The sequence below is a fragment of the Pristimantibacillus sp. PTI5 genome, from assembly GCF_048572955.1.
Taxonomy (GTDB): Bacteria; Bacillota; Bacilli; order Paenibacillales; family Paenibacillaceae; genus Pristimantibacillus.
Genome location: NZ_CP183886.1, coordinates 716,910 through 730,806 on the forward strand (window position 1 = coordinate 716,910; position 13,897 = coordinate 730,806).

The 13,897-nt window shown below is 42.1% G+C and carries 12 protein-coding genes, 1 tRNA gene and 1 pseudogene; 4 read left to right on the forward strand and 10 right to left on the reverse strand.

The genetic code is table 11. From position 1 onward, the window contains the following. Positions 1-425: 425 nt before the first annotated feature. The gene (locus tag ACN6MW_RS03505) at positions 426-1,067 is read left to right on the forward strand and encodes a copper amine oxidase N-terminal domain-containing protein (protein ID WP_419874250.1); all 642 of its coding nucleotides are present in this window, start codon (positions 426-428) and stop codon (positions 1,065-1,067) included. A 70-nt stretch (positions 1,068-1,137) separates the two neighbouring features. Here ACN6MW_RS03505 and ACN6MW_RS03510 read toward each other — a convergent pair whose 3' ends face one another. Beyond that, entirely contained in the window at positions 1,138-1,749 is a 612-nt protein-coding gene (locus tag ACN6MW_RS03510) for a VOC family protein (RefSeq protein WP_419874251.1), read from the reverse strand. 518 nt (positions 1,750-2,267) lie between these two features. On the opposite strand from ACN6MW_RS03510, the gene ACN6MW_RS03515 reads away from it, so the two are divergent. Continuing rightward, positions 2,268-2,672 (forward strand): VOC family protein, encoded by a 405-nt coding sequence (locus ACN6MW_RS03515; protein ID WP_419874252.1) that lies wholly within the window; start codon positions 2,268-2,270, stop codon positions 2,670-2,672. A 923-nt stretch (positions 2,673-3,595) separates the two neighbouring features. On the opposite strand, the gene ACN6MW_RS03520 is transcribed toward ACN6MW_RS03515, so the two are convergent. The 7 genes and pseudogenes from ACN6MW_RS03520 to ACN6MW_RS03550 form a co-directional block, all read right to left on the reverse strand. Then, complete coding sequence (locus ACN6MW_RS03520) at positions 3,596-4,189, reverse strand: YdeI/OmpD-associated family protein (RefSeq protein ID WP_364153131.1); 594 nt, start codon at positions 4,187-4,189, stop codon at positions 3,596-3,598. An 89-nt stretch (positions 4,190-4,278) separates the two neighbouring features. Then, positions 4,279-4,701, reverse strand: coding sequence for an SRPBCC family protein (locus ACN6MW_RS03525; RefSeq protein WP_419874253.1), 423 nt, complete (start codon positions 4,699-4,701; stop codon positions 4,279-4,281). Continuing rightward, the gene (locus tag ACN6MW_RS03530) at positions 4,698-5,027 is read right to left on the reverse strand and encodes an ArsR/SmtB family transcription factor (protein WP_419874254.1); all 330 of its coding nucleotides are present in this window, start codon (positions 5,025-5,027) and stop codon (positions 4,698-4,700) included. The genes ACN6MW_RS03525 and ACN6MW_RS03530 overlap by 4 nt, the downstream gene beginning before the upstream one ends. Before the next feature lie 73 nt (positions 5,028-5,100). After that, a pseudogene (locus ACN6MW_RS03535) lies at positions 5,101-5,522 on the reverse strand (DoxX family protein). Positions 5,523-6,054: 532 nt separating this feature from the next. Further along, on the reverse strand, positions 6,055-8,667 hold the full coding sequence (gene ppsA, locus ACN6MW_RS03540) for a phosphoenolpyruvate synthase (protein ID WP_419874255.1): 2,613 nt from the start codon (positions 8,665-8,667) through the stop codon (positions 6,055-6,057). A 484-nt stretch (positions 8,668-9,151) separates the two neighbouring features. Beyond that, positions 9,152-10,381, reverse strand: a complete 1,230-nt coding sequence (locus tag ACN6MW_RS03545; protein ID WP_419874256.1) for a multidrug effflux MFS transporter — start codon at positions 10,379-10,381, stop codon at positions 9,152-9,154. Between the two features lie 6 nt (positions 10,382-10,387). After that, positions 10,388-11,428 (reverse strand): NAD(P)-dependent alcohol dehydrogenase, encoded by a 1,041-nt coding sequence (locus tag ACN6MW_RS03550; RefSeq protein WP_419874257.1) that lies wholly within the window; start codon positions 11,426-11,428, stop codon positions 10,388-10,390. Positions 11,429-11,615: 187 nt separating this feature from the next. On the opposite strand from ACN6MW_RS03550, the gene ACN6MW_RS03555 reads away from it, so the two are divergent. Further along, positions 11,616-12,161: a TetR/AcrR family transcriptional regulator gene (locus ACN6MW_RS03555; RefSeq protein WP_419874258.1), complete on the forward strand. Its 546-nt coding sequence runs from the start codon at positions 11,616-11,618 to the stop codon at positions 12,159-12,161. Between the two features lie 739 nt (positions 12,162-12,900). Here the strand turns inward: ACN6MW_RS03555 and ACN6MW_RS03560 are convergent. Together ACN6MW_RS03560 and nrdR are read right to left on the reverse strand one after the other, a co-directional pair. Beyond that, positions 12,901-12,976, reverse strand: a tRNA-Ala gene (locus ACN6MW_RS03560). 43 nt (positions 12,977-13,019) lie between these two features. After that, on the reverse strand, positions 13,020-13,502 hold the full coding sequence (nrdR, locus tag ACN6MW_RS03565; protein WP_308999348.1) for a transcriptional regulator NrdR: 483 nt from the start codon (positions 13,500-13,502) through the stop codon (positions 13,020-13,022). A gap of 142 nt (positions 13,503-13,644) precedes the next feature. On the opposite strand from nrdR, the gene ACN6MW_RS03570 reads away from it, so the two are divergent. Then, the gene (locus tag ACN6MW_RS03570) at positions 13,645-13,863 is read left to right on the forward strand and encodes an alpha/beta-type small acid-soluble spore protein (protein ID WP_169085206.1); all 219 of its coding nucleotides are present in this window, start codon (positions 13,645-13,647) and stop codon (positions 13,861-13,863) included. Positions 13,864-13,897 lie beyond the last annotated feature (34 nt).

Below are 13,897 nucleotides of genomic sequence, written 5' to 3' on the forward strand. Positions count from 1 at the left end.
ATCAACTAGACGTGCCGACGTCGGATCAACACAGAGAAATGACTCTCACCCTCTCCATCAACTGATGTTTTCTCTAAGGCTTTAATCTCGATTGAAATGATAAATCGCTTAAGCTCAGCCATATTCAGAATGATCCCGTCCTCTCCGTCCGACGGTTAGACCGTTACAGTATACAGGTTATATATAATCAATGTGCAAGTCTTAGTCTATCGAGATGTATCGAACAGGCAGCCGATTGTCTAGCCGGCTGCCACTTTTAATTTTTGTGCTATAGTTTCCCGTTAGATACCTGCCAAACTAATATTCTGGCGTTTGAACAAAAACGAGCGCCTCAATTAATGAAAATATCGAAACAAATTGGAGTTTTTGGAGTATATATTTGAGCCACATTTATTATAATTCGCATCATATTCTGGAGGTTCAACATGAAAAACAAAATTATATCTGGAATTTTATTAATCGGACTACTCTTGAGCCCGATTGCTGCTCATGCTGCTATCATACCGTTAGATGGAGGAAAGTTGGTTGATGGGAGAGTTTTCGTTCCTATTCGTGAAGCTGGGGTAAAGTTGGGAGCTAACATCAGTTGGAATTCTAAAACAAAGACCGCTTCTCTTGAGAAAGATGGAAATAAGTTAATTGCAAAAGTTGGTCCATTCGTTAAAATCTTTGACGGAAGAGTTTATGTTCAACTTCGTGAAGTGAGCGACACATTCTTTGATAATGATCCGATTGGATGGGACTCAGCAACTCTTACAGCAGGAAACAGCAACCTGATTACTTCGGTTGCTCCATTGAAAACGAGTGATGCAATAAAAATTACTTCAAATGCAATTTCTAAGAAAAAAGAGTGGATTAAGCTTCTTGAAAAAGCGAATAGAGAGGAACTTTCCGGAAGCTTAACTTGGGAAGGATTTGATAAATTCAAAGTTGTTTATTCTGTTGAATGGCATGTTTATGAAGCATATACTACGGGAAAAATTGAGGTCAAAATGAAGAAGTCTGGAAGCAAATGGATTCCTTCTTCGTTCAATTACAGAGAGTCTTGGGGAGTTATAATGCCTTAATCGAAATGTTTGGATTGATAAGAGCCCTTTATGGGCTCTTTTTTTGTAAGATATTATACTAAACTGCCCGTTAGTTTAGCGACGAATTAACTAATGAAAGATTGTATGGGTATTGTCCAATAGCAAATACTCCTTCTTGAGTTCCTTCTACTGTAATCTCAGTTTTAAAAATATCTGCTTTCTTTTCTGATCCAAGCCACACTCTTCTATATTCAGACAAAATGAATAATCCATCTTCATCACCTACCGCAGCAAATGTTTCTTTGCTATCCTTATATCCGGTGATTAAATGATTTATGCTCAATAAGTCTTTAATACTTTTTACATCATTAACCACAAGACCGATTTCACTGATATTTAATAGTTCCTTACCTGTAAATGGAGTAAGTATTGCGTTATCAAGAGTGTGTCTAGCGATAAATTCAACTATATTCCCTGCAGGGTCGTAAAAATAAATCGATGTTGCGTTCCATGTTTTCGAATAAGCTTTATATGAGTTGTCTGGTAATACATTTAGTGTAACCCCGACCGAGTTTAGCCAAGCTATTGATTCATCAATTTTGTTCTCAGGGATGTCAAAGGCGAAATGGTAAAATGGGCTTTTCTCGACACTATCCGTTTGCTCGAAAATTAAGTCTGAATTCCCCACTTTTAAAGTAAACGTATCGTTAGAACTCTCCACCAGTGGGACTCCGAGATGGTAAATGTAGTACTTTTTGAGTTGTTCTAATTGCTTAGTAAGTAATTTAATACTATGTATCCGCAAGAATCTTCACTCCTCAGAATATTTTTGGTTAGATGAATATGTCCGGCATTATAGTACCATAATTTGGAATGATTGTATTGCGCTGATCTGCCCGTTAGTTTAATCAATAGGCATTAATTTTCAACCCTTAGTAGCCTCATACTGTTCAATATGACAATCAATGCTGCCCCCGTATCACTAATCACTGCAATCCATAATGTGAGCCGTTCTGGAAAGATAAGAATCAAGACATATCGTATACTGACGCATTCCGAAATCGAATTCGGGTGTAAGCCAAAAAAATGTTAAAACGCTACTGACATACTGTTGTCAGTAGCGTTTTTTTATAATCGGAGTAAGTAAACATAAAGGAGTGGGAGATAAATGCGAAGTATTTTGGCCCAAAATGATATGATACGGTATGGTATCATTTATTATAGGAAGGATGGTATCTCGTGAATTTTGCTTCTGTACGCATCATTACCGACGACGTGGATCGTCTCGTCGAGTTCTATGAGAAAGTCATGGGTGTTTCGGCGGAACGCCCCGCGCCCGTCTTTGCCGAACTCGTTGTGCCATCGTGCACCCTGGCGATCGGCCACTCCCAGACGGTACAACTGTTCGGCGCTGGTTCCGCAGTGGCGGCCGACAATCACAGTGTCATCATCGAGTTCCGCGTCCACGATGTCGATGCCGAATACGAGCGTTTGAAGCCGCTTGTCGACGAGTGGGTAAAGGAACCAACCACGATGCCGTGGGGGAACCGTGCTGTGCTGTTTCGCGATCCCGACGGCAATCTGGTTAACCTCTTCGCGCCGGTGACCGAGGAAGCGATTAAACGGTTCAGCAGTAGGCGTTGACGGACAGTTGAAGTGAGTGAGGAGAATTTCGTAGTTAGTCATTTTACTGACCGCTTCATAGAAAGAGACCAGAGACCATAGCAACGAGCTATGGTCTCTTCATTTTATCTAGGTTCTTCATTATTTATTGAGAAATGGATCTATTTCGTGACCCACTTTGTCTAAATATAGTTTGTTATCGCCTTCCGCATAGCTCCAAAAAATATTTCTTTTAATCTCAAATAGCCTTCCCAGCCGGTAATGAAAGTGGTTATTGGAATTACTACGAACGTCCTCCTGGAGTTCTCTTTTTGGAGACTTATCCTCTATGCTAAACGCCTCCTTTTTTGGGCGAATACCTCCAACCATTTTATGCTGCCCGTTAGTTCAACGAGGCTGCCGTTTCATGCCAGCAACCTCGTCCTTGTGATTGTTAAGTTATAGTTTCCCATTAGCTCAATATTGAAATATATGGTATTATGTACCAACTCAATAATATGTTAGAATATTTTGTTGATTAGGAAGAATCTTGATGAGATGATCAAATTTTGATATTAAAGATTCAACAAACTACCTATCCTGCTTTTACAGCATTGAAGAAGATGGAAGAACTTGAGCGGGAAATTGAAGAAGAGATTGGAAAAAGCTTTTTCGATTCCATCGGAATTACCTTCTTTTATTGGCCCGAGGATGACAATGCTGAATACCCTGAAGAGAACATGCCCTCGATATGGTACTCCTCGCGATGACAACAATTCCAGATTGTTACTTTGGCTTTATAACTGAGTTTAGTACGATTAATGTAATATGCTCCCCTTACGGTGGACAGGTTAAAAAATAAAACCTTTTACTGTAAGGGGAGCTTTTTCATGGTCGGGGGAAAATATAATGCGCTATTATTCGGCATTTTGGCGGGCGTTCATCGAATTTTACAAAAAAAGATGTTAATCATTTAACCCCTTTCCATCCAGAATATGCGGCAAATATTTTTCAACCCTTGACTCTCGAGTTTTGGATTGCTTGGGTTCAGAAAAATGAAAAATGTACGCTCTTTGCCGTCCCGGCGTCAATGCTTCAAAAGCCGTTTTCAAATCAGGGATTTCAACGAATTTATTTTGTAATTCTTCAGGGATGATGTATTCTGTATGCTCTTTAAAGTCCACTTGCAAGCCGGCTTTTTCAACTTCAATGGCTTCATCAATATAAGCTTTCAAGATCAGCTGCATCTCATCTATTTCTTGAACACTGGTGAACCGAATTTGGCGAGCCGCCTGCACATTTTCCGTTTGTTGGACTAGAATCCCATGGGGATCTTTTAACAAGGCGCCTTTGTGAAACAGAAGCGCGCAGTAATTTTTAAACCCATGTATTAAAACGATGTTTTTACCTTGAAACGTGTAACAAGGATGCATCCACTTAAAATCTTCAGTCAGCTCACAGTCAAGAACGATTTTTCTCAACTCCTCGAATTCTTCCTTCCAATTTTTAGCCTTTCTTAAAAATCCGTCAACCTTAGGATTCATTTTACTTGTCGTCATAAAGGAACACTCCTCATTGGCTAATAGTCAAGTATGATCATTTTCAATTGCATCAATTCTTTCTGTAACGGCCAATTTGCCGAATGCGGTTATTGTTCCAACACCGTTTCAAGCTCGCCGCACCATTTACTCCATCCATACTTAGCTCCATTAAGAGCTTGAGCATTTGAGAGTCCGGTTTGTTCGAGATGAAGGTTAACCTTTCCGTCGCCTAAATCCTGCAGCTTCCAGGTGACCGTGTGCTTCTCTCCTCCGCTGACCCAAGTATAAGACACCTGGTTTGGCGCATCAACAAAAAGCACTTCGCCGTCAATAATTCCATCCCACCATTCGGTCGGCTGCGTGCGAAACTGAAACCGATGTCCTACGACAGGCTTAAAATCATTTTCCATCGCTTGACCAGTGTGGATATTGGCCACCCACTTGGATAGCTTATTTGAATCGGTTAACGCGGACCAAAGCTTCTCGATCGATGTCGTATACTGAAAATCCAAGGATAATGTTAAGTTCATTCTTCTTCCTCCTCTAATAGTTGGTTCAAGCGCAACATATTCATACTCCAGAACTTGCTATAGAAAGCCACCCAATCTTGAATTTCTCTGAGCGGCGAGGCATTTAGCCTAAATCGCGTTTCTCTGCCGACTTTTCGGTCAAGTACCAGTCCGGCCTCTTTAAGGATTGTCAAATGCTTGGATACCGCTGTACGGCCCATTTGAAACTGTTCCGTTAATTCATGAAGCGGTACTTCCTCTGCCTCTGCTAACAGACGAATTAATCGGCGCCTAGTTGGATCTGCAATCGCGTCAAACACATCCCGCAACTGGTTGTTCTCACTCATAGCATTCTCCCTCCAAAATTATTGTTTTCTGGAGTAGATTAAACGAAGGGAATCCATTAATTCCCCCAACTCCTTAAAGCTTACGGCTCTTAGGTCGTAGCGCCCACGAGGCAATATTTAGTGCAGCATATGAAAACGGAAGGATAATATTAAACCCGCTATCACCATAATCATTAGCAAACGCATGAGATAAAGCCGCACCAGTCATTAAAAAGAAGATGCCAGCGTGAACCCATTCTTTAAGCCGAGGAAAACCTGGCATGACGAGAGCGATGGCTCCAAGCACTTTCCAAATCCCGAGAATGGTCATGACGTATAATGGGTAACCAAGATTCGTCACTAACTCGACGTTTCCCCCATATTGCATCAATTGCCCGATACCACTTAACATAACAGCTGCTGCAAGTAGTAATGTGACTGTCCAATAAGCAATCATTTTTCCTCGGGCTGGGTTTCGACTTTCGCGGTTGTTTCCGCACCGATAATCATACTCATTCCTCCTCATAATTGTTTCAAGTGAACTTATTTAGATTCCAAGCTTTTCAAATGGCTGCCACCAATCCGACACCATTTAGTGTCATTTTTATTATAGGACACCTTTTAGTGTCATGTCAACCATATTTTTATACTTACATGTTAAAAACCTCCGTATGAAAATTACCGAAGCTTATGATCCTATTTAAGTTTTGTCTGACGTCAGGTCTGCATGATCCGCACTGTGACTATGGCATTATTTTCTGCAAATCAATGCTATATAAAAAACCTTGTGGCAACGGGATTTCTCGATGCCACAAGGTTTTTGTTTGGTTGGAACTTAGGGGAAGAGACCTGAAATAAGCTCGCCTTTCCATTAATGGCAGACTGAATCATGATTATATTGCTGACGTAGCTTACTCGGTAAGGAGTTTTAGCGATTGATTCAGACGCCGTGCTCCTTCTCATTCGCTCTGTCCGCGCGGACTGAACCCCTGACTTCTTCACTGCAATTGATTTACTGCCAAAGGCTTTTACTTGACGTATTCAGCCATTACAAAATTTCGATATACCCTTCTGTTCCATGCACGCGAATACGTTGCCCATCTTTTATCAGTTTGGTAGCATTCTCCACTCCGACAACTGCCGGCAAGCCATATTCACGAGCGATAACGGCTCCATGGGTCATCAGTCCGCCAACTTCGGTAACCAGGCCTTTAATGGATACAAACAATGATGTCCAGCCAGGGTCAGTAAAGGCGGTGACTAATATATCTCCATCTTCCAGATCAGCATCTTCCATGTTTAAGATGACACGTGCCCGTCCCTCTATAACTCCGGTAGAAACAGGTAGACCTACAATTGCTTTGTCTGGCAGATTTTCTCGTTTGTACTCACCCGTAATGATTTCACCATCAGACGTGATTACACGTGGGGGAGTTAGTTTTTCAAAAAATTTGTAATCGTCTTTTCGTTTACTGATGATCTGATAATCCAGTTTATTTGTGCGTACGACTTCGTGAAGTTCTTCAAAAGTAAGATAGTATATATCTTCGTTTTCATGAATAACGCTAGCTTGTACGAGTCGTTCGGCTTCTTTCAGCAAAGCCTGCTTATAAACGAAGTAGCGATTAATCATGCCGTATTTTGGATATTCACGATAACCGATGAAATTCCGGATTAGGTCGATCATTCGTTTTGTTTCATAGGCTTTTTGTTCACCATCCGGTAATTGCTTCAATCGTTCTAATAATTCTTGTTCTTTTTCTAAAGCTTCCTGTCGCCCTTGCTCAAATTTCCGATTGCCAGCATTCGGCTCAAAGTTTTTGATATTACTGAGAATCATGGGGACAAGCGTAATTGGTTTTTCACGCCAACGAGTTCTCGAAATATCGATTTCACCGGCACATCGCATTCCGTATTTGTTGAGATAAGCATAGATAGCGTCTTGAGTTTCCTGTCCACCATCAAACTTAACCAGTTCATCCAAAAAATTATCATCTTTTACATGTTTTAAATAATCAATGACTTCCGGATAAGGACGAATCACATCTGCGACATCCAATAGCGCCAGACCCATTTCCGAAGTAATGTTGTTTTGTACAGATTGAGAAAGCATATCTGCTGCGTTTTTTTCACCTAACCACTCGTACATTTTTTCATTGATCCATGACGAAGCATTCATAGCCGTCATAAAAACTTTTGAACTTTGTGGGTCAAATAAGATCTTCTTTAATTCCTGGAGATCTTCCAGAATAAAATCAAATAAATCTGCTCCTGATTTCGTTTGGATGTTTTGTTTTAATTCTTCTATCGATGTTTGACTGTTCTTAATCAAATCAGAAACGATTGCCGGATCGTTTTCGATTTGTGCTTGAAAACCTGCAGACGACCAACCTTTACTGCTATTACCGGGACTCAGTTCTTTTCTATCATCTGGTAACGATTTTATAAAATCTCGCTCTATTAGGGTCATAAATGCGTCTTTTATGAGCGGATCGGATTTTCCCAGGGTATTTAAGAAAGTTTCTCTGCTGACAGGTGAAGCCAGCATATGTGTAACATCAACAAACAACCTTCCACCAGCTTTACGCATGGGTGCAGGAGTGGTTAACAGGTAAAAAGACAGTCCCAATGGTTTCATGGGGTCGGTCATCATTTGTTGATGACCGACCGATACATAGACGTGATTTTCTTGATCATTCGCTTCAGGGATCGGGTATAAAGTAGTGATTGGCCGACTCTGGACAATATAAAATGTATCATCAACCAAACACCATTCGATGTCCTGGGGGCGGCCGAAATAAGCTTCGATCTGTCTTCCGATGCGTGCCAGTTGTAAAATTTTCGGTTCAGTAAGTGTTTGAGTCTTTTGCTGATCAGGATCGATCTCCTGTGTCTCTGTTCCGCCTTCTTTTAGTCCATAGATAGCCAATTTTTTGGTTGCAATCATCTTATCGACGATTTCCTCTTCCTGTACTTTATAACAATCGGCAGATACCAAGCCAGAGACCAGCGCTTCTCCAAGTCCAAAACTGGCATCGATTGATAGCATCTTTCGGTTAGAAGTAATCGGATCAGCGGTAAATAAAATCCCGGAAGCTTGTGGGAAAACCATCCTTTGAACGATAACGGATAAATATACTTGACTGTGGTCAAATCCATTATGCATACGGTAGATTACCGCGCGATCCGTAAATAAGGAAGCCCAACATTTGCTGATATGCTGCATGATTGCTTCTTTGCCGATGATATTTAAATAGGTTTCTTGTTGACCAGCAAAAGAGGCATGTGGTAAATCTTCAGCGGTCGCACTAGAACGCACTGCATATGCATGTTCATCACCAAACCGGGAGAGATAGTGAGTAACTGCTTTCACAACATCGGAAGGAATTTCTACTTCCAAAATGATTTGTCGAATCTTCCTGCAGATTTCACCAATTTGATCTCGATCTTCTGCTTTTAGCATGGTTAGTCGATCCAACAAAGTATGATACATTTCGTTTTGTTCGATGGCTTTTTGATAACCCACTGTTGTAACACAAAATCCTTCTGGTACTTGTATTCCATCAATTTTTGATAATTCCCCTAGATTTAACCCTTTTCCGCCAACGAGCAAAAGCTGCGTTTTTTCCATTTCCTGAAAACCGAGAACCAAAGAACTCATTCAATATCACTCCTAACCATTAAATTGAGAAAAATATTTGACAAGAGTTCACCGGCATGGTACACTTTAAATGTAAGATGAAACAATTATGTCATTTTAACCTATAAAGTCCTGATCTGATTATATCATCGTGTCTGTTTATATGCAATCTACAAGAACCTGATAAAGCTACCAGGTTCTTTTTTGATTTCCCGCTATCATTAATCTCATTAAAAACCATGGTTCGAGCCGAACTCCGTCACTGCAAAGTTCCCTAGCGATCCTATTCAGCCTAAGTAAATCCTGAAGTTGCGTCGGGTTCTTACTGAGCTAACTTGCCCGTTAGCTTAATAAAGAAAAGAAGCAGCTGCCACGGCAAACTGCTCCTTATATCCCATTAATAAATCAAGTAGGAGGAGGCGGCCAGCCTCCTTTCTCTCATACCACCGTACATGCGGGGCCGTATACGCTTCTGATTTTAATATTCTAAGTCCCTCCGTATGAGTTAGGTATTTGTTTCCACGTTGTTGTGTCTACCCCTTACGGTCTTCACCTTCCTAATGAGGACGATATAGGAAACGATAGCCAGTAGACTGGTTGTAAAAATAACGATTCCGAAAGGAATGGCCGAATTCTCGCCCGCAATTCCCACAAGCGGAGAAGTAACTGCGCCTAATGCAAATTGAAAAGTGCCGAGCACGGCAGACGCACTCCCCGCAATTTGTCCATGCGGCTCCATCGCTAAGGTAAAAGAAACAGGTCCAATGATTCCGATGGATACAGCGAATAAGAAGGTAGAAACAAATATTGCCGATAATGAGCCATTAAAAAGAACTGTAATCAGGATAGCGGAAGTAGAAACAAAGGACAACGATAATCCAATCCGAAATATACTTTGTTCCGTCAGCCGACCAGCCACTCGTTTGACAACTTGCGATCCAATCATAATAGCGAGACCGTTCATTGCAAACAGGATCGAAAATAGATGCGGCGACACACCAAAAATGTTCTGATAGATAAAGGGAGTGCCGGCAACAAAGGCAAATACACCAGCGAACAAAATACCATTTACAAGGGCATATCCCATAAACGTTCGATCACGAAACAAACGATTGTAGTTCCTCATTAATGCCTTGAAGTTACTTGGGACACGATGCTCTATAGGCAAGCTTTCCTCTAACCCCCATGTTGTGATCCCCGTTAATAGTATTCCTAACAGCCCCAAAAAAACAAACACGCCAACCCAAGAGCTGTACGATGTGACGGCACTTCCGGCATTCGGGGAAACTAATGGAGCTGCATTGCTGATCATAGTAAGCAGAGCGATAAATTTCGTCATTTCGACTCCGCTATATCTGTCGCGAGCAATAGCACGGGAAATCACGAGTCCGGCCGATGCGGCAACCCCTTGGATGAAGCGTAAAACGATGAAGGATTCAATATTTGGTACAAAAGCACAACCGAGCGATGAAACGATATACAGAATCATGGAGATCAGCAATGGCGTACGTCTTCCATAACTATCGCTTAAAGGTCCCATAACCATCTGGCCTAAGCCTAATCCTAATAGGCTGGCGGTTAAACTCGCTTGAATCATGGATGCGTTTGTTCCGAAAAAATCCATGATCTGCGGAAGCGACGCGAGATACATATCAACAGTAAATGGCCCCAATGCGGAAAATGCGGCCAATATCAGAGCCAATCGGAGTGAATGATTTTTAATTTTATCGTCCATTCGGGTCTATAAAGTGGATATGTCGATAACGAAACGGTACCGTACGTCACTGCGCAGAATTCGTTCATAGGCTTCGTCTACTTGATCGGCACGAATGACCTCGATTTGAGGAGTAATGCCATGGGCGGCAGCAAAATTAAGCATCTCTTGCGTTTCCGGAAGTCCGCCAACCAAGGACCCCGCAATACTGCGGCGACTCATGATTAGAGAGAACACGTTGTATTGACTTGGTTCCGCCGGCGCGCCCACATTAACAAGCGTTCCGTCTACGCGAAGTAGCGATAAATACGAATCTACGTCGATATTGGCGGACACGGTGTTTAGAATCAGGTCGAAACGGCCGGCTAACGTGTTGAAAGTTCCAGGATCAAGAGTTGAAAAGTAATGATCCGCGCCAAAGCTCAACGCTTCGTTTTCCTTATCTTTCGCCCGGCTTAAGACTGTAACTTCAGCCCCCATCGCATGCGCGAACTGTATCCCAACGTGGCCAAGACCACCCATTCCCAGAATCGCTACCTTTTTTCCTGGACCGGCATTCCAGCGTTTCAAGGGGGAGTAAGTGGTAATACCGGCGCACAAAAGCGGACTGGCTAAATCTAACTCCAGGCGATCCGGGATATGCACAACAAATCTTTCGGTAACTACGATTTTTTGGCTGTAACCGCCATAGGTTGGATTGCCGTCGTAGTCCAAGGAGTTATAGGTAGCTACAAAGCCTTTTGAACAATGCTGTTCTTCTCCTCGGATGCAATATTCGCACTCGCCGCAAGAGTCCACATAACAGCCTACGCCAACTCGATCACCTACAGCAAATTTCGTGACCTTCTTCCCTACTGCCGTTACAACCCCGGTGATTTCATGACCAGGCACCATAGGAAAAATTCCGCCTTTCCAGTCCCCGTAGGCACTATGAATATCGGAATGGCAAATGCCGCTAAACTTAATATCGATCGAGACGTCATCCGATCGTAATTGTCTCCTTTCAATTGTGCTCTTTTCAAATGCCGCTTTGGCAGATGGAACACTTAGAACGTGAGTTTTGCACATGGGCCTTGTCTCCTTTTCCATATATCAATATCTGTTATCTAATCAAATTGAATTGATTAATCAACTTATGTCTATTATTATTTAATTAAGTACGTAAACTCAATGGTTAAAGACACGTGATTTGTTGATATCTCAACATAACTCTCGATAATGTCAATTATCCAAGAAAGTCTGGTGGATCTTTAAGATGGCAAAAGTGGATCGGAGAATTCTTAAATCGCAGGAATCCATGAAAAAAGCGGTTATTGAGCTGATGACGGAAAAGAATTTCGATGACATTACAATTCAGGATATTGCCGATCGGGCAAATATAAATCGAGGAACCATTTATCTTCATTACCAAGATAAATTTGATTTATTGGATAAACTCATTGAGGCACATATCAATGAATTAAGAGAGATGGGTGATTGGGCATGCAAGCTGGATTGGAGCAACGCTCTATTACCCTTTTTTGAATACTTCGAGAACAATTATTTGTTTTTTTCGACCATGCTAGCGAGCAAAGGAGCACCGTCATTCAGAAATCGGCTTATTGATTTTGTCATGATAGGATTCAAAGAGGAGATCGATAAAGAAAGCGGCAGAAATACCGATCTAAATGAAGATGTAATGCTGCAATATGCCGGAACGGCTTATGTAGGGGTAATCGAATGGTGGATCAGGAATGGAATGCCTTATTCGCCTAAAGTCATGGCCAAACAAGTCGGGGCTTTGTTAGATAGAAGTCTATAGTCATCGTTGTATATGTCATCCTACATTTTTGTCGGATGTCAAGAACTTGGTCCTATAAATCTTGTAGCATAAATCAAGTGTAACTATAAATGCAGATTGTTCTGTTATGTATTTGTCAGGTGTTTTCTTTTTTTGATTTATCAATTGATTTAATGCATTATCACAAAATAAATGGATTGTGACAACAATGGCCGCGGGGTCATCTATTTTGTATAATCTGTTAATGAATTCACTCACTAGAGGCACTTTCCCATTATTTCCCAAAATATTTCACCTCCATATACACATTCGCTAATTTGAAACTTTTTCCTGCAAATAAAATGTTAGCGAAAATTTCAGAAAGCTTTACAATCAAACATCTTTACGAATCCCTGATTGATTCCGCTTCCTGCGTGCAAGCGTTCATTAAGCAACTATCTTATGGTATGCAAAATAAAAAACCTGCCAGAGGAGGCAGGTTTTTCTATAAGTTATAGTGGATCCTAGGGGGGATTTAGCTCACATTGCTCGCTTAGCCGTCTTGGGATGTCCGGATCTTGATTGAATGGCTGGCGATGCTTACTCGACGAGGACTTTTAGCGGTAGATTCAGACGCCGTGCTCCTACATTAGAAGTATTCCTTCGAAACCTACTCACTTCATTACGTCCGCGCGGGCTGAACCCCGGGGTTCGCCTCCTTAGGGCTTCCACCAATAAAACAGAAAACCACGTCCAGAGGACGTGGTTGATTTTGTTTTTTTGGTGGAGCCTAGGGGGATCGAACCCCTGACCTCATCGCTGCCAGCGATGCGCTCTCCCAGCTGAGCTAAGGCCCCAAATGACGACAAGATTGATCTTAGCATAAGGCACTAAGATCTGTCAATCTTTATCTATCATACTGTTGAGCGGATGTTTGGAGAGCAGGTTGTTAAGCTCCTTCATAAACATGTCGATATCTTTGAATTGGCGATATACGGATGCGAAGCGGACATAGGCTACCTCGTCAACCGGATACAGCTCATTCATTACGATCGAACCGATATCGCTGCTGTCGACTTCGGCGTGTGCCGTTGTGCGAAGCTCCTTCTCCACCTCGGATACGATAACCTCCAGTCGCTCTACGGGCACTGGACGCTTCTCGCAGGCCCGAATAAGACCGCGTAATATTTTGTCGCGGCTGAATTCTTCGCGGCTGCCATCCTTCTTGATGACGATTAGAGGCGTTTCTTCAATCATTTCGAATGTCGTGAAGCGGCGGCTGCACTTTTCGCATTCACGGCGGCGACGAATCGATTTGTTTTCGTTGGCTGGCCTCGAATCTAATACTTTCGTGCCGGCATAGTCGCAGTATGGGCATTTCATGATGCGTTTGGCCTCCTTTCTACGTCGAAAAGCCTTTGAAAATCAGCTCTTCAAAAATAATTTTAATTTCCATCAAATTCCTGTAATGAAGTTTTGATTTTTGCACATAATACTTTTACCAACCGCAAGGAGGTGAACATACATGAGCGCATCCCGCAGCAGTAACCAACTGGTAGTGCCACAAGCGACAGCTGCCCTTGATCAAATGAAATTTGAAGTTGCTCAAGAGCTAGGCATCGCGATTCCGCAAGACGGATACTACGGCAACATGGCTACAAAAGACGCAGGCTCCATCGGGGGATACATTACCCGTCGCCTAGTGCAAATTGCCGAGCAATCCCTTGCTGGTCAATACAAATAATGATTCATTAAAAGTTGTATGAATAACGGAAGCT